The organism is Pseudomonas sp. KBW05, assembly GCF_003852405.1.
Classification (GTDB): domain Bacteria; phylum Pseudomonadota; class Gammaproteobacteria; order Pseudomonadales; family Pseudomonadaceae; genus Aquipseudomonas.
Map to the genome: position 1 here is coordinate 60,077 of NZ_QAJM01000001.1, position 20,804 is coordinate 80,880.

At 61.2% G+C, this 20,804-nt stretch carries 14 protein-coding genes; 11 read left to right on the top strand and 3 right to left on the bottom strand.

Annotation, left to right across the window (positions count from 1 at the left end; all coding sequences use genetic code 11):
- Nucleotides 1-4: 4 nt before the first annotated feature.
- The 7 genes from DBR46_RS00265 to DBR46_RS00295 all read left to right on the top strand — a co-directional run bounded on the left by DBR46_RS00265 (nucleotide 5) and on the right by DBR46_RS00295 (nucleotide 11,074).
- Nucleotides 5-1,372: a cytochrome C gene (locus DBR46_RS00265; protein ID WP_124524490.1), complete on the top strand. Its 1,368-nt coding sequence runs from the start codon at nucleotides 5-7 to the stop codon at nucleotides 1,370-1,372.
- Nucleotides 1,369-1,881 carry a sorbitol dehydrogenase gene (locus DBR46_RS00270; RefSeq protein WP_124524491.1) on the top strand — a complete coding sequence of 171 codons (513 nt, stop codon included), beginning with the start codon at nucleotides 1,369-1,371 and terminating at the stop codon, nucleotides 1,879-1,881. The genes DBR46_RS00265 and DBR46_RS00270 overlap by 4 nt, the downstream gene beginning before the upstream one ends.
- Nucleotides 1,878-4,088 (top strand): GMC family oxidoreductase, encoded by a 2,211-nt coding sequence (locus tag DBR46_RS00275; protein WP_124524492.1) that lies wholly within the window; start codon nucleotides 1,878-1,880, stop codon nucleotides 4,086-4,088. The genes DBR46_RS00270 and DBR46_RS00275 overlap by 4 nt, the downstream gene beginning before the upstream one ends.
- 300 nt (nucleotides 4,089-4,388) lie before the next feature.
- Nucleotides 4,389-5,630, top strand: a complete 1,242-nt coding sequence (gene mexE, locus DBR46_RS00280) for a multidrug efflux RND transporter periplasmic adaptor subunit MexE (RefSeq protein WP_124524493.1) — start codon at nucleotides 4,389-4,391, stop codon at nucleotides 5,628-5,630.
- Between the two features lie 15 nt (nucleotides 5,631-5,645).
- Nucleotides 5,646-8,825 (top strand): efflux RND transporter permease subunit, encoded by a 3,180-nt coding sequence (locus DBR46_RS00285; protein ID WP_124524494.1) that lies wholly within the window; start codon nucleotides 5,646-5,648, stop codon nucleotides 8,823-8,825.
- Nucleotides 8,822-10,237, top strand: coding sequence for an efflux transporter outer membrane subunit (locus tag DBR46_RS00290; RefSeq protein WP_124524495.1), 1,416 nt, complete (start codon nucleotides 8,822-8,824; stop codon nucleotides 10,235-10,237). The genes DBR46_RS00285 and DBR46_RS00290 overlap by 4 nt, the downstream gene beginning before the upstream one ends.
- Nucleotides 10,238-10,546: 309 nt before the next feature.
- Complete coding sequence (locus tag DBR46_RS00295) at nucleotides 10,547-11,074, top strand: hypothetical protein (protein WP_124524496.1); 528 nt, start codon at nucleotides 10,547-10,549, stop codon at nucleotides 11,072-11,074.
- 56 nt (nucleotides 11,075-11,130) lie between these two features.
- Here the strand turns inward: DBR46_RS00295 and DBR46_RS00300 are convergent, their stop codons facing one another.
- Both DBR46_RS00300 and DBR46_RS00305 read right to left on the bottom strand, forming a co-directional pair.
- Nucleotides 11,131-11,511, bottom strand: a complete 381-nt coding sequence (locus tag DBR46_RS00300) for a hypothetical protein (protein ID WP_124524497.1) — start codon at nucleotides 11,509-11,511, stop codon at nucleotides 11,131-11,133.
- 276 nt (nucleotides 11,512-11,787) lie between these two features.
- On the bottom strand, nucleotides 11,788-12,804 hold the full coding sequence (locus DBR46_RS00305) for an AraC family transcriptional regulator (protein ID WP_124524498.1): 1,017 nt from the start codon (nucleotides 12,802-12,804) through the stop codon (nucleotides 11,788-11,790).
- A gap of 168 nt (nucleotides 12,805-12,972) precedes the next feature.
- On the opposite strand from DBR46_RS00305, the gene efeU reads away from it, so the two are divergent.
- The 4 genes from efeU to efeO (DBR46_RS00325) are packed head-to-tail and all read left to right on the top strand — an operon-like array spanning nucleotide 12,973 to nucleotide 17,193.
- Nucleotides 12,973-13,818 (top strand): iron uptake transporter permease EfeU, encoded by an 846-nt coding sequence (efeU, locus tag DBR46_RS00310; protein WP_124524499.1) that lies wholly within the window; start codon nucleotides 12,973-12,975, stop codon nucleotides 13,816-13,818.
- Between the two features lie 10 nt (nucleotides 13,819-13,828).
- A complete protein-coding gene (gene efeO / locus DBR46_RS00315; protein ID WP_124524500.1) occupies nucleotides 13,829-15,031 on the top strand; it encodes an iron uptake system protein EfeO in 1,203 nt (400 codons plus the stop codon).
- A 14-nt stretch (nucleotides 15,032-15,045) separates the two neighbouring features.
- Nucleotides 15,046-16,347, top strand: coding sequence for an iron uptake transporter deferrochelatase/peroxidase subunit (efeB, locus tag DBR46_RS00320; protein WP_124524501.1), 1,302 nt, complete (start codon nucleotides 15,046-15,048; stop codon nucleotides 16,345-16,347).
- A gap of 27 nt (nucleotides 16,348-16,374) precedes the next feature.
- Complete coding sequence (gene efeO, locus DBR46_RS00325) at nucleotides 16,375-17,193, top strand: iron uptake system protein EfeO (protein WP_124524502.1); 819 nt, start codon at nucleotides 16,375-16,377, stop codon at nucleotides 17,191-17,193.
- A gap of 46 nt (nucleotides 17,194-17,239) precedes the next feature.
- Here the strand turns inward: efeO (DBR46_RS00325) and DBR46_RS00330 are convergent, their stop codons facing one another.
- Entirely contained in the window at nucleotides 17,240-20,719 is a 3,480-nt protein-coding gene (locus DBR46_RS00330) for a hypothetical protein (RefSeq protein ID WP_124524503.1), read from the bottom strand.
- Between the last annotated feature and the right edge of the window lie 85 nt (nucleotides 20,720-20,804).

Sequence of the window (20,804 nt, forward strand, 5' to 3'; positions counted from 1 at the left end):
TACGATGAGAAAGGAAACCCATCGCCCCCGGCCCGGGTTCGGCTGCGCGTTGTTCGGCGCATTGCTGAGCCCACTGGTCGTCGCGGCCCCCACGCTGTCTACGCAAATCCCCTTCGATGTCACGGCCACCCCGCCGTTTTCCCTCACCAGCCTGCAACAGAACTTCGACGATATGTCGTGGCAGACCTTCATTGCCCTGAACTGGCCAGCCCTGGCCGACGGCAACCCCAATACCGGCGTACAGATCGGCCAGCAGGACGCGGCCACGGTGTGGGAAAGCTACCGGGAGAGTTACCAGATCTTCCTGCCCCAGGGGCAGAAGCCGCAGCCGTTTCGCGCGCCGGCGGCCGTGCCACCTGCCTGTGAGGGCAAGGGCTCCGGGCGCTTGCTGCAACAGATGGGCAAGGTCCCGGACGTGCTGGACGAGTTTATCCAACCCTTTGAAAGCGGCCCGCTGGTGGACCAGAGCGGCGTGTACACGCGCAACGAAATCGTGGTGAACCAGTCGATGTTCGACGGCATCGTCAACAACGGCTTGTACAGCGTGCAGGGCCAGCAGGCGTTTTTTGCCGCCAGCCCGACCAATGCGGTGGCGTTCAGTTGCGGCAACCCGAGCACCAGCGAGGTGGGCTCGATCATGGTCAAGGCGTCGTGGAAGGTGCTGGACGGCAACGATAAGCCTGGCAGTTTCCACACTGTCGATGCCTTGGTGTATACACCGGGCAACAGCGACCCGAGCAAGGGGCCGGTGGTGGCGGAGTCCTGCACGGCCGAGCCGGTGGGCCTGGTCGGCCTGCACATCGTGCACAAGACCACCAGCGCGCCGCAGTGGGTGTGGTCCACCTTCGAGCACGTCGACAATGTGCCGGAAAAGACCACGCCACCGGCCGAGCGCAAAGGCCCGTACCTGTTCTACAACGCCAGTAGCCACGCCGAGGTCAACCAGCCGCCGCCACGCCCTTGGAACCCGGCGGTGAAAGCGACGCCGTCGCAGATCGTGCGCGAGATACCGCTGACCGACGCCACCAAGGCGCTGAACAGCACCTACCAGACGTTGCTGCGCACGGTGAACCCCAACAGCGTGTGGGCCAACTACCAGTTGATCAGCACCCAGTGGCCCACCCTCAGCGGCCAGCCGCCGTGCCAGATATCGGCCACCGTGCCCCTGGGCAAGCCGGCGCCGCCGTTCCTCGCCAATGCAACGCTGGAGACGTACATCCAGGGCACCGTGCCCCAGGCGTCGTCCAGTTGCATCGCCTGCCACGGCAACGCCGCGACCCACGTCACGCAGTCGCCACGCACCAGCTTCGCCGACTTCACTTACCTGCTCGAACGCGCCCAATCCACCGGGGCAACAGGGAGCCAGCCATGAGTACCGACCTCGACAATTTCACCGGCCTGAGCGTGGTGCTCACCGGTATCAATCAGAAACTGCTGGCGCCCTCCGTGGACCCCATCGGCCTGCCCGCCACCTTCCTCGACTTCATCGGCCCGCGCCTGGGGCAGAACGTGCTCAGCGCCCTGCTCGGCCAGTACGCGTCGCTGCTGGCCGAGCAACAAACGCCGCAGCAAATCGGCACCGCGATCCTCATGCAAAACGGCCAGCCCGCCACCACGCAAACCGCCCAGGCGGCGCGCGCGATCATGAAGCTGTGGCTGCTCGGCGTGTGGTACCAGCCGTATGCCCAGGGTGCATTCCCGGCAGATGAGCAAACCGTGGTCAGCGCCGAGGCCTACACCCAAAGCTGGGCGTGGAGCATCGCCCAGGCGCACCCGATGGGCTACAGCGAGTTCTTTTTTGGCTACTGGAACAGTGCACCGCCGAGCCTTGAGGACTTCACCGGTGTTGCCGCCAATACCCAGCCAGGAGCCTCATCATGAGTACCGAACAAGCGGATGTAGTGATCGTTGGTGCAGGCCTTGCGGGCAGCTTGATTGCCTATCAACTGGGATTGGCTGGGGTGAAGGTGCTGGTGCTGGAATCCGGCCCGGAAATCCCGGCGAACCGTAACCAGTACCTGGAGCGGTTCTATACCGCCACCCTGAAAACCCCGGAATCGCCCTACCCACCCGTCAGCACCCTGAGCCCGGCGCGCAACCCGGCCGAGCAAAACGCACCGCGTGCAACCATCGCCGACCTGATCCTGGGTTGGAACAACCCCGACGTCAGCTACCTGGTGCAAAAAGGCCCGCTGCCGTTTACCAGCACCTACGAGCGCGTGGGCGGCGGCACCACCTGGCATTGGGTGGCGACGTGCCTGCGCATGTTGCCGAATGACTTTCGCCTGAAGTCGCTGTACGGCGTCGGGGTGGATTGGCCGATCAGCTACAACGACCTGCAAAGCGCGTATTGCCGCGCCGAGGCGGAAATCGGCGTGGCGGCCAACGTGGCCGACCAGGGCTACCTGGGCATTACCTTCCCCGCCAACTATGAGTTCCCGATGACCAGCATCCCGCTGTCGCTGGTGGATGGCAGCTTTGTCAGCGCGGTGCAGGGCCAGTCGTTCCAGGGCTTGCCCCTGGTGGTCAGCCCGACCCCGGCCGGGCGCAATTCGCAGCCCTATGCCGGGCGCCGGGTGTGTGCGGGCAATACCAATTGCACACCGATCTGCCCGATCCAGGCCAAGTACGACGCCACGGTGACGATGAATAACGCGCTCAACACCGGCAATGTGCGCATCTTGTACAAAACCGTGGCGAGCAAGGTCACCGTGGCGGCGGACAAGACCATCAGTGGCATCGAGTTCATCCAGTATCAACTGGGCGACGGGCCGGCGACCGGCACCGGCGTGGCCATCGGGCAGCGTTATGTGATCGCCGCCCATGCGATCGAGACGCCCAAGCTGCTGCTCAATTCCACCAGCAGCGCCTGGCCCAACGGCGTGGCCAACAGCAGCGGCCAGGTCGGCCGTAGCCTGGCGGACCACCCGATCTACCTGGCCTGGGGCTTGATGCCCGAAGGCAAGACGGTGTTCCCGTACCGGGGGCCGGTGTCCACATCGGGCATTGAAAGCCTGCGCGACGGGGCGTTTCGCAGCCAGCGTGCGGCGTGGCGGATCGAGATCGGCAATGAAGGCTTCAACTGGCCGATTGGCGATCCCTACACCACCGTCGCCGACCTCATCGATGGCACCAACGTCAGCCGCACCAACCCGCTGCCCAATGCGAGCGGCGCCTCGCAAGTGCTGTTCGGCACGGCGCTGGTGCAACAGTTGAACAACCTGCTGACCCGGCAATTTCGCGTGGGCTTCCTGGTGGAGCAAGTCGAGGACGACCCCAACAACGCCAACTGCTACATCGTGCCGTCCAGCCAATACAAGGATCGCCTGGGCATTCCGCGCCCGGAAATCCACTACGACCTGTCGGACTACACCAAGGAGGGCTTCAAGCAGGCGCGCATCCTGGCCAGCCACGTCATCACCGAACTGCTCGGGGCAACGGAACTGACCGCCGACATCCCGCCGGGGGTGTTCGTCTACCAGGGCGAATCCTATTCGTTCCAGGGCGCCGGGCATTTGATGGGCACCTACCGCATGGGCGCCGATCCGAAAACCTCGGTGGTGGACAAGTACCAGCGCAGTTGGGACCACGCCAACCTGTTCCTGGTGGGTGACGGCGTGTTCCCCAGCACCGGCACGTCCAACCCCAGCCTGACCATTGCCGCGCTGTCGATCCAGGCCGGTGACACCCTGTGCAACGACCTCAAGGCCGTGACCGTGCAGGTGCAGGCCAACCAGCCGTGGCAAGGCACCGGCGTGCAGATCAGCGGGCCGAGCCCACGCCTGGTGCGCTACGTGAGCGGCAAATGGCTGGCGAGCCCGGTGGGCGGGATGGTGGATGGCAATGGCAGCCCGGGGTTGATCGCCAAGGCGGGCTATACGTTGCCGGGGGCCAATGAAGGCGCGTTGATTGGGCGTGTGGGCAGTGGGGGGACGCCGTTTTTGGTGGGGGATTTGGCAGAGGTTCCACCGGGTGAGACGGGGGAATTGCAGCTGTGTATCAATGATGATCTGGAGGGAAGGTATGGGATTGGGCTGGGGGATAACCAAGGGGCACTGACGGTGCAGGTGGGGTTCGGCACGTTGTAGCCGGGGCACACAAACCACTGCCTACCTGATACATGGAGATCCAAATGTGGGAGCGGGCCCGCTCCCACACAAACCAGCTCCCACAGTTTTGACCGAGTACGGCAGAGACTTCTGCATACCCTGCAACAGTCCTTTGTCATCAATGACATTGATAGCACCCTAACGAAACACCCATCCTAGAGGGCTTTCTCGCCGCTTATATCATTCCGAATGATAGTTACCTTTGCTTCATTCGATTCGTGACATAGCACCCCGCCGCGCATGATCCGCCCATCTCAAATACATTGGCGGATGCACCTCATGGAACAGTCACTCAAACATTTGCGCTTCCCCCTGGCGATCCTGGCCGTGGTGGTGATGAGCGCGTGCGGCAAGACCCCGGAACAAGCGGCCGCCATGCCAGCTGCCAAAGTCAGCGTGGCCAAGGTGCTGGAACAGCCGGTGAACGAGTGGGATGAATTCACCGGCCGCCTGGAAGCGCCGGAGACTGTGCAGATCCGTCCGCGGGTGTCGGGCCAGATCGATCAGGTGGCCTTCATCGAAGGTGCACTGGTAAAGAAAGGCGACCTGCTGTTCCAGATCGACCCGCGTCCGTTCCAGGCTGAAGTGCGCCGCCTCGAAGCCCAGCTGCAACAAACCCGTGCCGCCGCCAGCCGCAGCGACAACGAAGCGCAACGCGGTGAACGCCTGCGCCAGAGCAATGCGATCTCCGCCGAACTGGCCGACTCGCGCACCACCGCCGCCCAGGAAGCCCGCGCCGCGGTCGCCGGGATCCAGGCGCAGTTGGACCTGGCCAAGCTGAACCTGAGCTTTACCCGCGTGACCTCGCCCATCAGCGGCCGTGTCAGCCGTGCGGAAATCACCGCCGGCAACCTGGTGACCGCCGACGTGACCGCGCTGACCAGCGTGGTCTCCACCGACAAGGTCTACGCCTACTTCGACGCCGATGAGCGCGTGTTCCTCAAGTACACCGAACTGGCGCGCCAAGGCCGTCGCGGTGCGACCACCCCGGTGTACCTGGGCCTGTCCAACGAAAGCGGCAACCCGCACCAGGGCCAGATGAACTTCGTCGACAACCAGGTCAACCCGGCCACCGGCACCATCCGTGGGCGTGCAGTGTTCGACAACGCGGACGGCCGCTACACCCCGGGCCTGTACGCGCGCTTGAAGCTGGTCGGCAGCGGCACCTACTCCGCCGTGTTGATCAACGACGAGGCCGTCGGCACTGACCTGGGCAAGAAATTCGTGCTGGTGATGGAAGGCGACAAGCCGGCGTATCGCTCGGTGGAACTGGGGCCGAAAATCGAAGGTTTGCGCATCGTGCGCAGTGGCCTGGGCAAGGACGACACCATCGTCGTCAAAGGCTTGCAGCGCATCCGCCCAGGCTCGCCGGTTGCCCCGGAAACCATCCCGATGGCCAGCAAGGAAACCCTCGCCGCCTTGGCCCAACAACGACAAGCGCTTGAAGCCAGCAACCTGGAGCAAGTGGCGCCGGAAAAAACCGCGCCCAAGCTCGCAGCCGTTGCGACTCCACGCGGTTAAGGGATACGACTCAAGATGAATTTTTCCAAGTTCTTCATTTCGCGGCCGATCTTCGCAGCGGTGCTGTCGCTGCTGATTTTGATCGCCGGTGCGATCTCGCTGTTCCAATTGCCGATCAGCGAATACCCGGAAGTGGTACCGCCGACCGTGGTGGTGCGTGCCAACTTCCCCGGCGCCAACCCCAAGGTCATCGGTGAAACCGTGGCCGCGCCGCTGGAGCAAGCCATCACCGGTGTCGAGAACATGCTGTACATGTCCTCGCAATCCACCGCCGACGGCAAGCTGACCCTGACCATCACCTTCGCCCTGGGCACCGACCTGGACAACGCGCAGGTGCAGGTGCAAAACCGTGTGACGCGGACTCAGCCAAAACTGCCTGAGGAAGTGACACGTATCGGTATCACCGTGGACAAGGCCTCCCCCGACCTGACCATGGTGGTGCACTTGACCTCCCCGGATCAGCGCTACGACATGCTCTACCTGTCCAACTATGCCTTGCTCAACGTCAAGGATGAGCTGGCGCGACTGGGCGGCGTGGGTGACGTGCAGCTGTTCGGCATGGGCGACTATTCCCTGCGTGTGTGGCTGGACCCGAACAAGACCGCTTCGCGCAATTTGACGGCGACGGATGTAGTCACCGCGATCCGCGAGCAGAACCGCCAGGTGGCCGCCGGTGCCTTGGGTGCGCAACCTGCACCGAATGCCACCAGCTTCCAATTGTCGGTGAACACTCAAGGCCGTCTGGTGACGGAAGAAGAGTTCGAGAACATCATCATTCGCTCCGGCGATAACGGTGAGATCACCCGTTTGAAAGACATCGCACGGGTCGAGCTGGGTTCCAGCCAATACGCCCTGCGTTCGTTGCTCAACAACCAGCCGGCGGTGGCGATCCCGATCTTCCAGCGCCCGGGTTCCAACGCGATCGAGATCTCCAACGAAGTGCGCGGCAAGATGGAAGAGCTGAAAAAGAGCTTCCCGCAGGGCATGGACTACAGCATCGTCTATGACCCGACCATCTTCGTGCGTGGCTCCATCGAAGCGGTGGTGCACACACTGTTCGAAGCGCTGATCCTGGTTGTTCTGGTAGTGATCCTGTTCCTGCAAACCTGGCGCGCCTCGATCATTCCGTTGGTGGCAGTGCCGGTATCGTTGATCGGTACGTTTGCGGTGATGCACCTGTTTGGCTTCTCGCTCAACGCGCTGTCGCTGTTCGGCCTGGTACTGGCGATCGGTATCGTGGTGGACGACGCCATCGTGGTGGTGGAGAACGTCGAACGGAACATCGAGCTGGGCCTGGAACCGTTCCCGGCCACAGAAAAAGCCATGAGCGAAGTGACCGGTCCGATCATTGCCACGGCGTTGGTGCTGTGTGCGGTGTTCATTCCGGCTGCGTTTATCAGCGGCTTGACCGGGCAGTTCTACAAGCAGTTCGCCTTGACCATTGCGATCTCGACCGTGATCTCGGCGTTCAACTCGCTGACCTTGTCGCCGGCCCTCGCTGCGGTGTTGCTCAAGAGCCACAACGCACCGAAAGACCGTTTCTCCAAGGTGCTCGACGCGCTGCTGGGCGGCTGGTTGTTCAAACCGTTCAACCGCTTCTTCGAGAAAGCCAGCCATGGTTACGTCGGCACCGTACGCCGAGTGATTCGCGGCAGCGGCATCGCCCTGTTCCTGTACGCCGGCCTGATGGTGCTGACCTGGTTCGGTTTTGCCCACACCCCGACCGGTTTCGTACCGGCCCAGGACAAGCAATACCTGGTGGCCTTCGCCCAACTGCCGGACGCCGCCAGCCTGGACCGTACCGAAGATGTGATCAAACGCATGTCCGATATCGCCCTCAAGCAGCCGGGCGTGGAAGCAGCGGTCGCCTTCCCGGGCCTGTCGATCAACGGCTTCACCAACAGCCCGAACAGCGGCATCGTGTTTGTCACCTTGAAGCCGTTCGATGAGCGTAAAGACCCAAGCATGTCGGCCGGGGCGATTGCCGGTGCGCTGAACGGCAAGTACAGCGACATCCAGGAAGCCTACATGGCGATCTTCCCACCGCCGCCGGTACAGGGCCTGGGTACGATTGGCGGGTTCCGCCTGCAGATCGAAGACCGTGGCAACCTGGGTTACGACGAGTTGTACAAAGAAGTGCAGAACGTCATCACCAAGAGCCACAACGTGCCGGAACTGTTCGGCCTGTTCACCAGCTACACGGTCAACGTGCCCCAGGTCGATGCCGCCATCGACCGCGAAAAGGCCAAGACCCACGGCGTGGCGATCAGCGACATCTTCGACACCCTGCAGATCTACCTGGGCTCGTTGTATGCCAACGACTTCAACCGCTTTGGCCGTACCTACCAGGTCAACGTGCAGGCTGAGCAGCAGTTCCGCCTCGACGAAGACCAGATCGGCCAGCTGAAAGTACGCAACAACAAAGGCGAGATGATCCCGCTGGCGACCTTTATCAAGGTCAGCGACACCTCGGGCCCGGACCGCGTGATGCACTACAACGGCTTTATCACCGCCGAGATCAACGGCAACGCGGCACCGGGCTACAGCTCGGGCCAGGCGGAAGCAGCAATCGAGAAACTGCTGAAAGAGGAACTGCCCAACGGCATGACCTACGAGTGGACCGACCTGACGTATCAGCAAATCCTCTCGGGCAACACTGCACTGTTCGTGTTCCCGCTGTGTGTGCTGCTGGCGTTCCTGGTACTGGCGGCCCAATACGAAAGCTGGAGCCTGCCACTGGCGGTGATCCTGATCGTACCGATGACCCTGCTGTCGGCCATCACCGGGGTGATTATCTCCGGCGGCGACAACAACATCTTCACCCAGATCGGCCTGATCGTACTGGTGGGCCTGGCGTGCAAGAACGCGATTCTGATCGTCGAGTTTGCCAAGGATAAACAGGCGGAGGGGCTTGACCCGCTGGCTGCGGTGCTGGAGGCGTGCCGTCTGCGTCTGCGGCCGATCCTGATGACCTCGTTCGCGTTCATCATGGGTGTGGTGCCACTGGTGTTGTCCAGCGGTGCCGGTGCCGAGATGCGTCATGCCATGGGTGTGGCGGTGTTCTCCGGGATGATCGGCGTGACCTTCTTCGGTCTGTTGCTGACGCCAGTGTTCTACGTACTGATCCGTCGCTATGTGGAGCGCAGCGAAGCGCGCAAAGCGGCCAAGGCCTTGAAGCTGGAGACACAGCAATGAGCGTGAAAGTATTCCTGCCGAGCTTGCTGGTACTGGCGCTGAGCGCCTGTGCCGTGGGCCCGGACTACAAAACCGAGAACCTGGAGGCGGCCAATATCACGGCCGCCGCCGACACCAAGAGCTATGACCACGCCAAGTACGAAGGCATCTGGTGGCAGCAGTTCGAGGATCCGACCCTCAACCAACTGGTGACCCAATCGTTGAGCGGCAACCGCGACCTGCGGGTGGCGTTTGCCCGCCTGCGCGCCGCCCGGGCGATCCGTGATGATGCGGCCAACGACATCATGCCGGTGGTCACCTCCCGTGCCAGCAGCGATGTGGGCAAGGGCCAGATCCCCGGCCAGACCACCAAGCGCGTCACCAGCGAGCGCTATGACCTGGGCCTGGACATGGCCTGGGAAGTGGATTTGTTCGGGCGCATCCGCCGCAACCTGGAGGCCAGCGACGCTGACCAACAAGTGGCAGAAGCGGACCTGTATCAACTGCAAGTCACCATGATTGCCGAGTTGGTGGATGCCTACGGGCAACTGCGCGGCGCGCAACTGCGTGAGCGCATCGCCCTGGACAACCTGAAAAACCAGCAGGAATCGCGCACCATCACCGTCAGCCTGCGGGATGCCGGGGTTGGCGACCAGCTGGACGTGGAACGGGCAGACGCCCGCCTGGCGGCGGTCGAAGCCAGCGTGCCGCAACTGCAAGCCGAGCAAGTGCGCGAGCGCAACCGCATCGCCACCCTCCTCGGCCAGCGCCCGGACAAGCTGAGCGTGGACCTCAGCCCGAAAGACCTGCCGGCGATTGCCAAGGCGTTGCCGATTGGAGACCCGGGGCAACTGCTGCAACGGCGCCCGGACATCCTCAGCGCCGAACGCAAACTGGCCGCCGCCACCGCGCGGATCGGCGTGGCCAAGGCCGACCTGTTCCCACGGGTCAGCCTCAGCGGCTTCCTCGGTTTCACCGCCGGGCGCGGTTCGCAGATCGGCTCGGCCGCGGCGAATGCCTGGTCCCTGGGCCCGAGCATCACCTGGGCCGCCTTTGACCTGGGCAGCGTGCGCGCGCGTTTGCGCGGTGCGAATGCCGAAGCGGACGGCGCGTTGGCGACCTATGAGCAGCAAGTGTTGCTGGCGTTGGAAGAATCCGAGAATGCGTTCAGTGACTATGGCAAGCGGCAACAGCGCCTGGTCTCGCTGATCCGTCAGAGTGAGTCCAGCCGTGCGGCGGCGGACCTGGCGGCGATTCGTTACCGCGAAGGTACCGTGGATTTCCTGGTGCTGTTGGACGCGCAACGCGAGCGGTTGGCGGCGGAAGACTCCCAGGCCCAGGCCGAGGTGGATTTGTATCGCGGGATTGTGGCGATCTACAAGGCACTGGGCGGGGGTTGGCAGCCGGATACGGTGGTGGCCAGCGCGAAGTGATTTGATTTAAAGAGCTCCTTTGGTTGGTCGCATCCAGCCAATTTTTAGCCCCATGGTCCATTTGGTCGTGGGGCTTTTTTTTGAGGGTTTTTTGTGGGATTAGTCTGAAATAGTCGAGAGAATTATCTGTAGGCATTATGGAGTATTTCTGTAAGTTTATTCCTAGTCCTGCCCGAACAATGACTTCTGGCTTTTTTTGCATGAATAACATCGTACTACTCATACGCATTGATCGCGGAATGGCCATTAAAGAAAAAGCCTTGGACTCCGACAAATGGAAGTGACTTTCAATTTTTGGAGCGATTCATCATGGCTATTCTGTTAACTGCCGAACAAATGCGTCATACGAAGGCAACCAATCCTTACCAGATCAAGAATCCTGGGCAGGTGACCAATCAGTTTACGATAACGGAAGCTTCTAAAGCGGCAGAAACTTTGAAGCTCGATGACCGCAGAGAAATCTCAGAACTGAAGAACTTCCTCAAAGCCTATGACATGACATCGATCAGCACGGATGAACTTAGAGCCGTAGGCCGCCGCCTTTACAACAGCGAGCTCATTAGTTATCGATCTTTCGGCATGTTCATCACTGGGGACGGTGCAAATGATGCATCTGGAAAACCAACAGACACCCACGTCAAATTTAATGCCATCGCCCTGTTCAATGAAAAGCTTGAAGATACTCTTGCATTTTTTAAAAAAGAACCCTCACTGGCGCAAAGTGAAGGAGCGAGTGACCACCTACAGGGCATGGTTGATGCTAACCACGCAATAAACGCGTTGCTTTACTTTGCCAACTCCAAAAGCACTGATTTATCGATTGACGAACGTGCCTGAGGGGCGCGCAGTGGACAGTGCGCTAAGCCCACTAGCGCACTGGTTTTTTCAGCAGATTAGCGCCCGAATCTCGTCGTGCCTGAATAAGCTTTAGGAAGATCGGCGCCATTTTTCACGCGCACTCGATAAGTCCCGAACGGACCATTGTAGGAGGCATTACCGCTGATACCAAAGGTCACCCTGTGCCATGAACTGCCTTCCTGTCTTTCAATGAATGTTTCCGGCGGACTACCCACGCCCAATGCTGAAACGCGGGCTTCAATATTTGCATTTGAACAGCCATTGGCAGAAGTTATCGTGAACGGTCCATAAGCCGTATTCTCCAAGCCTCCCGACACAATCCCACTAAAGCTATCCGTTATATACAAGCACGCCGCAGACACCTGCGACGACATCACCATCAACACAGCAAACGGCACCGCAATAAGACTTTTCATGATCACACCTCAAAATCAAAATTAATTTTCAAATATGCACAGAAAGCCAATCTATTGGTTTATTTATCCATAGAATTCCCTCACAGCTAAACAGCTCGTTCAGCTTCCTGCACGGCAGCCTAACGTCACTACGGCTGGCAGAAGGAAACACACGGTTTACTGTGCACGAATTCAGGCTTTGAATATGCCAGCCGCGTCCTAAAATCATTAAGGAACGCTCTGTCATATTAATTCGATGGAACGAGTCAGCTATATCCTAATCCCGCTCAGGAGCAACTAACTCCGGGCACTTTCATTCAAAATCAAACTCCGATAATGCCCCGGATTCGACCCCACCCACTTACGAAACGCCTTATAAAACGAACTGGCGTCCGCAAACCCCAACCGCGCCGCAATCTCGGCAAAGCTGATCTGCGGTTCAGCCAGCCAAACAATGGCCAACTCTTTACGCACGCTGTCCTTGAGGCCCTGATACGTCTGCCCCTCTTCCGCCAGGCGTCGGCGCAGGGTTGAGGCGGAGATGCACAAACTGGCGGCCAGGCCGTCGGTTTCCGGCCAGGTGTCAGGGGGCAGGTGGCGCAGGTCGTGTTTGATACGGGTGGCGAGGCTGTCGGGGTCGCGGTATTTGACCAGGATGTTGGCCGGTGCGTGGGCGAGGAAGCGTTTGAGTTCTTCGGCGCTGCGCTTGATCGGCAGGTCGAGGCAATCGGCGGAAAAGATCATGCGGGTGCGTGGCCGATCAAACCGTAGGTTGTCGGAAAACATCACCTGGTAGTCGTCGCAAAAGTCCGGCTGCGGGCAGCGCAACTCGATCGCCAGGATTGGTATGCGCCGCCCCGCCAGCCAGCAGGCCACGCCATGCACAATCATCCAGTAGGTGAAATAGGTGAACGCGCGCTTGGGCGCGGGCTCCGCCAGCACGATCTCCGCCAGGCTCTGTTGACGCGCCAGTTGCGCGGGCATCTGTTCCAGCATCAAGGACAGAAAGCCCAGCGCGGTTTCCAGGCCGGTGGCGAGCGTCGGTTGCGCCATCGAGGCGTGACAGAGAAACGCCAGGCTGCCGGATTTGAGCCGGCGCGGGTCCATACCGAAAAACTCATCGTCGTGACGCCGCGCCAGCAGACGCCACAGCCGGGCGTAGGCCGTGGCCGGTACACGAGCGTCAGGCTGCTCCAGCAACGCCGGGGCAATCCCGACTTTGCTCAGCGCTTCAACCGTGGCCGCCCCGGGCGCACAGCTCTGCAACAGGGCTTCGCGCACGAGGTGGATGGAGATGGAGTCTTTTTCCGACATGGGCAGTTGGGCGTTCCGGCGGCACACAAGATGGCGTGCATCATAAGGGCGGTTGCCCTTCGCCACCACCGTTCAGCCACTGTTCAGCAAACGTCAAGAATTGTTGTTTAGCAATGAGTATCATTATGTTACAACTTAGCCTCCTATCTAGTTGCGACGCGGTGCCGAATGCTTGTCCCTTTTCTCATCATGTTGCGCGAAGGCATTGAAGCCGCACTCATCGTTGGCATCATCGCCAGCTACCTGCAACAGACCGGCCGTGGCCAGTGGATGCCGGCGGTATGGATCGGGGTATTCCTCGCCGCTGCCCTGGCGTTGCTGGTCGGTGGTGGCCTGGAGTTGGTCAGCGCCGAGTTCCCGCAAAAGCAGCAGGAATTGTTCGAAGGTGTAGTCGGACTGGTCGCCGTAGCCATCCTCAGTTCCATGGTGTTCTGGATGCGCAAGGTGGCGCGCTCCATCAAGCATTCCCTGCATGAGTCCCTCGACCACGCCCTGGCCGGCTCCAAGCATCAGGTCACTGCGTTGATCCTCATGGTGTTCTTCGCCGTGGCCCGTGAAGGCCTGGAAACCGTGTTCTTCCTGCTGGCCGTATTCCAGCAAAGTGAAGGCCCGGGCGCGCCGATTGGTGCCCTGCTCGGCTTGATCCTGGCGATCATCGTCGGCTTCCTGATCTACAGCGGCAGCATGCGCCTGAACCTCGGTGCGTTTTTCCGCTGGACCGGTTTGTTCATCCTGGTGGTGGCTGCCGGCATCCTCGCCAACTCGGTGCAGGCCCTGCATGAAGCCGGCGTGTGGAACCACCTGCAAGCCGTGCTGTTCGATTTCAGCGCCGTATTGCCGATGGACAGCCCGCTGGGCTCGGTACTCGCCGGCATGTTCGGCTATCAGGAAGCGCCGACGGTCAGCACCCTGGGCGCCTATTTGATCTACCTGGTGGTGGCGCTGGTGATGTTCTTCCTGCCGGCGACACCGGCCAAGCCTGTCGCCAACCCCTCTTCCGTTTCCAGCCAGTAAGGACCGCCCCTTGTCCAACCCAACTCCTCAACCGGCGCCGCCGCCCCGCGCCCTGCGCTGGGCCGTGGCGGGCTCGGTGGTCGTGATGATCGCCGCCGGTGGCCTGTTCTACTATGCGTCGCAACTGGCCGCGAGCAAGCGCCAGGCCAACCACAATGAAATCGCCGTGACCATTCACGGCCACGCCTGCGAGCCAAATGCGCTGACCGTACCCGCCGGCCGTGCGAGCTTTCGCATCATCAACCGCTCCGACCGTGCGGTGGAATGGGAAATCCTCGACGGCGTGCTGGTGGTCGAAGAACGGGAAAACATCGCCCCCGGCCTGAGCCAGGTGATCAACGCCAACCTGCTGCCGGGCGACTACGCGATCACCTGCGGCTTGCTCAGCAACCCACGCGGCACCTTGCATGTGACGCCAACAGCAGAGTCGGACGCCCAGGCCAAGGCCAAGCCGTCGATGGTGGCATTTATCGGCCCACTGTCGGAGTTCCGCGTGTACCTGAGCGCCCAGGGAGGCACGCTGGTCAAGGCGGTGACTGCGTTGCAACAGGCTATCGACGCCGGTGACCTGGCCCAGGCGCAAGCGCTGTACATTCCGGCCCGTGAGGCGTACCAGCGACTCGCCCCGGCATCCCAGCGCCTGGCGGAGTTGGATAACGCGATCAACGCCCGTGCCGATTACTTTGAAAAACGCGAGCAGGACCCGGCCTTCAGCGGTTTCCACCGTGTCGAATACAGCCTGTTCCAGCAGCGCAGCCTCGATGGCCTGGCGCCGATTGTCCAGCGCTTGCTGACCGACGTCAGCACGCTCAAACAACAGTTGCTGGCGCAATCGCTACCGCCGGAACAGTTGGTGAGCATCGTGGTGCGCAACCTCAACAGCCTGGCAGAGGGTCGCGCCCTCAGCGGTGAAGAAGAACGCTACAGCCATATCGACCTGAATGGTTTCGCCGCCAACCTGGAGGCCGCGCACAAGGTGGTCGATTTGATGCGCCCACTGCTGGGCAAATCCGCTGCCGAACTGCTGCCGAAGATCGACAGCGCCCTCGCCGCCTTCGACAGTGAACTCGCTGGATTCAAGACCTCTACCGGCTACACCACCTACGACAGCGTGACCGCCGATCAGCGCAAGCAGATCGCCGGCAAGGCCAAGGCTCTGGCCGCCGCACTCGATGGAATCGATCCCGCCCTTGGCCTTTCCGGCCTGCAGTGAAGACGACCGCACACATGAGTGATTCCGCACACACCAACCTCCAGCGCCGCCGTGTCCTGTTGGGCATGGCCGCCACCGGCGTCGCGCTGGCGGGCAGCAGCCTGAGCTGCCCGGCCATGGCCGCCGCCGAGCAAGTCACCAGCGCACCGCGCAGCGACAAGACCCAGGACCACCACGATTTCTTCGGCCAGCACCAGAGCGGCATCGTCACCCCGCGCCCCGCCTGCGGCATGCTAGTGGCGTTCGACGTGCTGGCCAGCGACCGCGAAGACCTGGAACGGTTGTTTCGCACGTTGAACGAGCGCATCAGCTTCCTGATGACCGGCGGTGCCGTGGCACAAGTTGATCCAAAGCTGCCGCCCACCGATTCGGGGATTCTCGGCCCGGTGGTCACGCCGGATAACCTGACCATCACCGTGTCCGTCGGCGAGTCGTTGTTCGATGAGCGCTTCGGCCTGGAACACGCCAAGCCCAAGCGCCTGAGCCGCATGGTGGGATTTCCCAATGACGCACTGGAGCCGGCGCAGTGCCACGGTGATTTGAGCCTGCAATTTTGTTCCAACACCCCCGACACCAATATCCACGCCCTGCGCGACATCGTGAAAAACCTGCCCGACTTGCTGCTGGTGCGCTGGAAACAGGAAGGCAGCGTGCCGCCCCAGGCGCCGAGCAAACCCGGTGAGCCGGCGCAGAGCGCGCGCAACTTCCTCGGTTTCCGTGACGGTTCGGCCAACCCCAATTCCAACGACAACAAGGCCATGGACCAGATCGTGTGGGTCCAACCGTCCAGCGACGAACCGGCCTGGGCCGCCCATGGCAGCTACCAGGCGGTGCGCATCATCCGCAACTTCGTCGAACGCTGGGACCGCACCCCGCTGCAAGAACAGGAAAGCATCATCGGCCGCGTCAAGACCACGGGCGCGCCCATGGATGGCCAGCAAGAAAGCCAGGTCCCCGACTACAGCAAGGACCCCGAAGGCAAGTTGACCAAGCTTGATGCCCACATCCGCCTGGCCAACCCGCGCACCCCGCACACCCAGGGCAACTTGATTTTGCGTCGGCCGTTCAACTACTCCAACGGCGTCAATAAAAACGGTCAGCTGGACATGGGGCTGTTGTTCATCTGCTACCAGGCTGACCTGGAGAAAGGCTTTATCAGCGTGCAAACCCGGCTCAATGGCGAGCCCCTGGAGGAATACCTCAAGCCGGTCGGCGGCGGGTATTTCTTCACCTTGCCGGGGGTCACGGGCCCCAAGGATTTCATTGGGCGCACGCTGCTTGCAGCCACGCACCCGCACACCACTGCCAACACCTGAAACCCACCCCACAGCGGAAACCGTCCCATGAAGAAGTCGACTCTCGCGTTGTCGTTGTTACTGACCCTTTCGCCGTTGGCTGCGTTCGCCACCACGGCACCGCTGGACCTGGTAGGCCCGGTGTCGGACTACAAGATCTACGTCACCGAAGAAATCGCTGAGCTGGTGACCCAGACCCAGGCGTTTACCGATGCAATCAACAAGGGCGACCTGGCCACCGCCAAGAAACTCTACGCCCCCACTCGTGTGCACTATGAGTCCATCGAACCGATCGCCGAGCTGTTCAGTGACCTCGATGCGTCCATCGATTCGCGCGTGGACGACCATGAAAAAGGCGTGACCGCCGAAGACTTCACCGGCTTCCACCGCATCGAGTACACGCTGTTCTCGCAGAACACCACCAAAGGCCTGGAGGCGCTGACCGCCAAGCTCAACACCGACGTCAACGACCTGAAAACCCGTGTGGATGGCCTGACCTTCCCGCCAGAAAAAGTCGTCGGCGGCGCCGCAGCGCTGCTGGAAGAAGTCGCCGCCACCAAGATCTCCGGTGAAGAAGACCGCTACAGCCACACCGACCTGTATGACTTCCAGGGCAACATCGACGGCGCGAAGAAAATCGTCGACCTGTTCCGTGGCCAGATCGAGAAACAAGACAAGGCGTTCCTGACCAAGGTCGACAAGAACTTCACCACCGTGGACAAGGTCCTGGCCAAGTACAAAACCAAGGATGGCGGCTTCGAGACCTATGACAAGGTCAAGGAAAACGACCGCAAGGCCCTGGTGGGTCCGGTCAATACCCTGGCGGAAGACCTGTCGACCCTGCGTGGCAAACTGGGCTTGAACTGATCGAGCCAGTGCGCCTTCGCCCCTCTCGGACACGAAGGCGCATGCGTCAGTTGGCCGCCGGCGACACGACGGCTTGCGGCACAAACCCTTGCAAGGGTGCCCCGCCGGTTTCCAAGGTGTGCGGGTTGACCCCATACCAGTGATTGTTTTTTCGTACTGCGTAGAGTTCCTGTCCGTCGTAGGTGCCTCGACAGGCGTCCGCGGGTGAGCTTCCAGCGACAGTGTCATAGACGCCCGCCCCCCAACGACAGCGTTCAAATGCGGTAGCCGGCAGGTAAATGCCGGTGTCCAGCAATCGCAACTCCCCCCTCAAAAAGCTCTTTAGCAGTCCTGACGCTTTTTGACCTGATTTCAATAGGCCAACGGTGCCATCCAGCGGGTTGAACAGGCTGCGAAAGAACGGCGCGGCGCCCTTCAATCCCTGCATGGTAAACGCCCTACCGTTGAATGGCAGCACCACCTTCAACCCTTTGAAGAAGCTTGTGGCTACCCTCACGCCACCGGTCGCAGCAAAGGAGGTAAAGTCTATCAGCAGGCCCTTCAGACCTTGGGCTACGCTACCTTCAGCAATGTCTGCAACAGCCCCGACAAACGGCAGCAGGCCCAGCACCATACGCAGGTTCTCACTGCTGAATACGTCGTCGGCACCAAACGGAAACTCGCGTTGGCGCTGCAAATTCGTGGGCTGGTTGGCATAGGCGGTCAACGCGTCGCGTCGCTCGTCAAAACTATTGCCCATTATGCCCTCGACGATGCGCGCGGTTTTATCACTGGTGAAACTGTTGGGTACGGGCACTCCCGTATGGTTGACCCCGACCTTTTGCAAGGTGGCTGCCAGGTCGGGCGCGGCTTTTTCAATGATTACCGACGATTGAACCCCCGCACGCGGTTCCGTCCTGGAAGAATAGGCCTGGAAGTCAAACGCCGCGGGTTTCTCCCGGCGAACATCCTCGCGGGTGTAAGCGAAGGGCCCGTAGGGTCTCTGCTCCTTTTTGACCTCCCCCCCAAGCGCCAGGGAGTACGGCAAATCGTCACGCTTGATCATGCGCATGGAGCCCGGGAACACTTCGTAATAGCCAAACCGCGGCTCGACGATCCCAGTCTCGTAGCGGATCAGGGTGCCCTGTATGCCTTTGCTCTGCGCCACTTTCGATTCGTTGCCGTTGTCCTCTTTGAGCGTTTCTCCGGTGGCCTTGCGCAAGCTGAAAAACTCGATCTGCCCGACTTCCAATGCCTTGCGCTGCGCCAATGGCAGCTGAGCGATCATCAGCTTTAACGCGCTGGCTTGGGCGCTACGTGTATCGGCCACATAGCGATCGATGGCTGGAGCGACCAAGGGCGCGATCAACGGCAGTTGCTTGATTCGCTCATCAAACGTTGCCTGGGAGATCCTGCCAGGGGGCAGTTCGTACTGAACTTTGCCGGTGGAGTTCTCCGTCATCCAATTGGTCAACTGCGCCAGCAGGCCCAGCTTCGCTTGCCCGGCCAACAGTACTTCGGTCAAGAGCACTGGCGGCCGCGCCCCTTGCATGGGGTGGTAGACCCACTTGAGTTTGAAGTCGCGAATTTCCTGCTCGGTCAGCTCTGGAAACAACTGTGCCAGGTGCTGGATCAACACGCTGGTCTGAGTCGGTGGCTCGCTCGTCAAAGTACTAAACGCGGCATCTGTAAGCGCTTGCTGGGCGACAAAGGCGTCGCTGGCCTGTCGGTAATGCTGCGGCGAATATTGGCCATTCGCGGGTGTGGGGAAAACGCCGGCCATCGCCGCCCACTCCAACAACGGCCTGGCGGCCAGGCTTTTGATCAAGGTTTCCTGCTCGGGTACCTGGGCCTGCAGTTGCGTCAGCGCCAACAATTGCGTGCGGCTCATCAAGCGTGAAGCCCCCGGGCCTGCCAGCGTGTCTGCCAAAGCGCAGCCCAGGCGCAAGCCGAGCCAGGCGGTAGAACCCTGGGTAATGTCATCGCTGCTTTGCTTGAAAAGTGCCGCCCCAGGTGCCGCCGAGTCAGCCTTGACCAATAGCTCAGGCGCGGTCTGCGCCAGGAACATATGGGCGAGCAACGGCGCACTGCGGGCACTGGCGCCTTTGCCTTGCAGATGCTGCTCGATATCACTGCGCAACGCTTTCTGGCTGCGCCCCAGGTTGTTCGGCGAGCACACCTCATACCCGGCCACGAAACCCGGCTTGCCAGGCACATCGCCGCCGGCGTCAAGCTTGAGGGCCGCCGCCAGTAATTGGTGACGCAGGGCTTTGGACAACGGTTGGCCGCTAGCCACTGCATACAATTGCAGTGACTTCGCCATGGCGTCCGCCTTGGCCACGGCGGCGGGCGAGTCAAAAAAAGCGGCCAGCCGATGGTCCGCGTCAGGCAGCGAATGCCATGGATCGGGCCGAGCGAGAAAGCTGTCCAGTAGCCCTCCCATACCTACCGCGAGGTGCTTGAGTGCCCCGCAGTCAGTGGTGGACAATGCCCCCGGGACCCAGCTATACGGCGTCAGTTGCGCAAAGTCGGCGGCCAGCGGTGCCGGGGCCAGGCGTGTATCCAGCCATGCGATGGCGACCTGCACTTGTGGGTGGGTCTTCGGTGCGCCCAGACAGAAAAAGTCCAACGCCTGGCGTACGTCATAAGTGTCCGTTGAGTAGAGTGCGTTACCCGTCTTTCTGCTCTGTACAACCAGTTGGCGAAGGCCATCACACAGGGTATCGCCCTGCGGTTGTGGGTGTTCACTGAGCTCAGCGTCGAGGCTGGCTTGCAGGGATACCCATCCACCTTCTGCAGTCCGCAGTTGAAGATCGCCTTGGCTGATCCTGAATTGATCGTCATGGGCCACAAGGTCGTGCTTGGCGAGAAACGCCTTGAAGGACTGCGACGTCAAGAGTTCGACAAACGCATTGCGAGGGGCCTTGCTGCGCCGCGCCAACGAGGCGCCCGGCTCAGCGCTGAAGGGCTGTTGATCGAGGTTGAGATCGTCGTCCGCAGCCTTGTTCTTGAGCTCGCGACGCAAGTGATCGAGCAGTCGTGTACGTTCCGTCGCATCACCGCGGGCCTGGGTCAATTGGGTGTAGTGTTCGCGCCAGCGAACCCGCTGCGCGGACACAATCGGCGGCCAGCCATCTCGCTTGAGCTGTTGGCCAAGGGCAGACGCCGATTGCTCATTCCGGGGCGGTTGTACCCCGTAGAAATCCAGGATGGCATGGCGCGGCAGCGGATTATCAGTGACCGCAAGCCCAAAATTGCTCGGTGACAGGGCCTGCTGTGCAGCAGACAAATGGGCACTGACCTCACCCCAGCCGGAGCCGTCGCTGGTGGTAAAGCGCACCAGTGTGTCTTTGCCATCTTGGGTGACCACACCCGTCACATGGTCGTTGAACACCCGCACAGTGGCGAGTTTAAGACCCTTGGCGCCTAACCAGTCTTGCAAAGGTTGCTCACTCAGTGCCTGGGTATACACGCTGATAAAGGGCGCGATGCTGGCATTGCGCGGTATGACGGGTACAGACGTGATGCCCTTGAGCAGCCCACGCATCAGGCGCTCCTGCAGGTGGGCATCCCCTTGGGTCGCGTTGTCCTCGGATAGAAAACACGGAGAAATTTGATTGTTCGCTGCCGGC

Excerpts from the sequence above, each read along its gene's own strand:
- DBR46_RS00265 (WP_124524490.1), top strand. The coding sequence starts at position 5 with ATGAGAAAGGAAACCCATCGCCCCCGGCCCGGGTTCGGCTGCGCGTTG.
- DBR46_RS00295 (WP_124524496.1), top strand. The coding sequence starts at position 10,547 with ATGGCTATTCTGTTAACTGCCGAACAAATGCGTCATACGAAGGCAACC.
- DBR46_RS00290 (WP_124524495.1), top strand. The coding sequence starts at position 8,822 with ATGAGCGTGAAAGTATTCCTGCCGAGCTTGCTGGTACTGGCGCTGAGC.
- DBR46_RS00330 (WP_124524503.1), bottom strand. The coding sequence starts at position 20,719 with ATGCGTGGGCTGCTCAAGGGCATCACGTCTGTACCCGTCATACCGCGC.
- DBR46_RS00305 (WP_124524498.1), bottom strand. The coding sequence starts at position 12,804 with ATGTCGGAAAAAGACTCCATCTCCATCCACCTCGTGCGCGAAGCCCTG.
- efeB (WP_124524501.1), top strand. The coding sequence starts at position 15,046 with ATGAGTGATTCCGCACACACCAACCTCCAGCGCCGCCGTGTCCTGTTG.
- mexE (WP_124524493.1), top strand. The coding sequence starts at position 4,389 with ATGGAACAGTCACTCAAACATTTGCGCTTCCCCCTGGCGATCCTGGCC.
- efeO (WP_124524502.1), top strand. The coding sequence starts at position 16,375 with ATGAAGAAGTCGACTCTCGCGTTGTCGTTGTTACTGACCCTTTCGCCG.
- efeU (WP_124524499.1), top strand. The coding sequence starts at position 12,973 with ATGCTTGTCCCTTTTCTCATCATGTTGCGCGAAGGCATTGAAGCCGCA.
- DBR46_RS00285 (WP_124524494.1), top strand. The coding sequence starts at position 5,646 with ATGAATTTTTCCAAGTTCTTCATTTCGCGGCCGATCTTCGCAGCGGTG.
- DBR46_RS00300 (WP_124524497.1), bottom strand. The coding sequence starts at position 11,511 with ATGAAAAGTCTTATTGCGGTGCCGTTTGCTGTGTTGATGGTGATGTCG.
- DBR46_RS00270 (WP_124524491.1), top strand. The coding sequence starts at position 1,369 with ATGAGTACCGACCTCGACAATTTCACCGGCCTGAGCGTGGTGCTCACC.
- DBR46_RS00275 (WP_124524492.1), top strand. The coding sequence starts at position 1,878 with ATGAGTACCGAACAAGCGGATGTAGTGATCGTTGGTGCAGGCCTTGCG.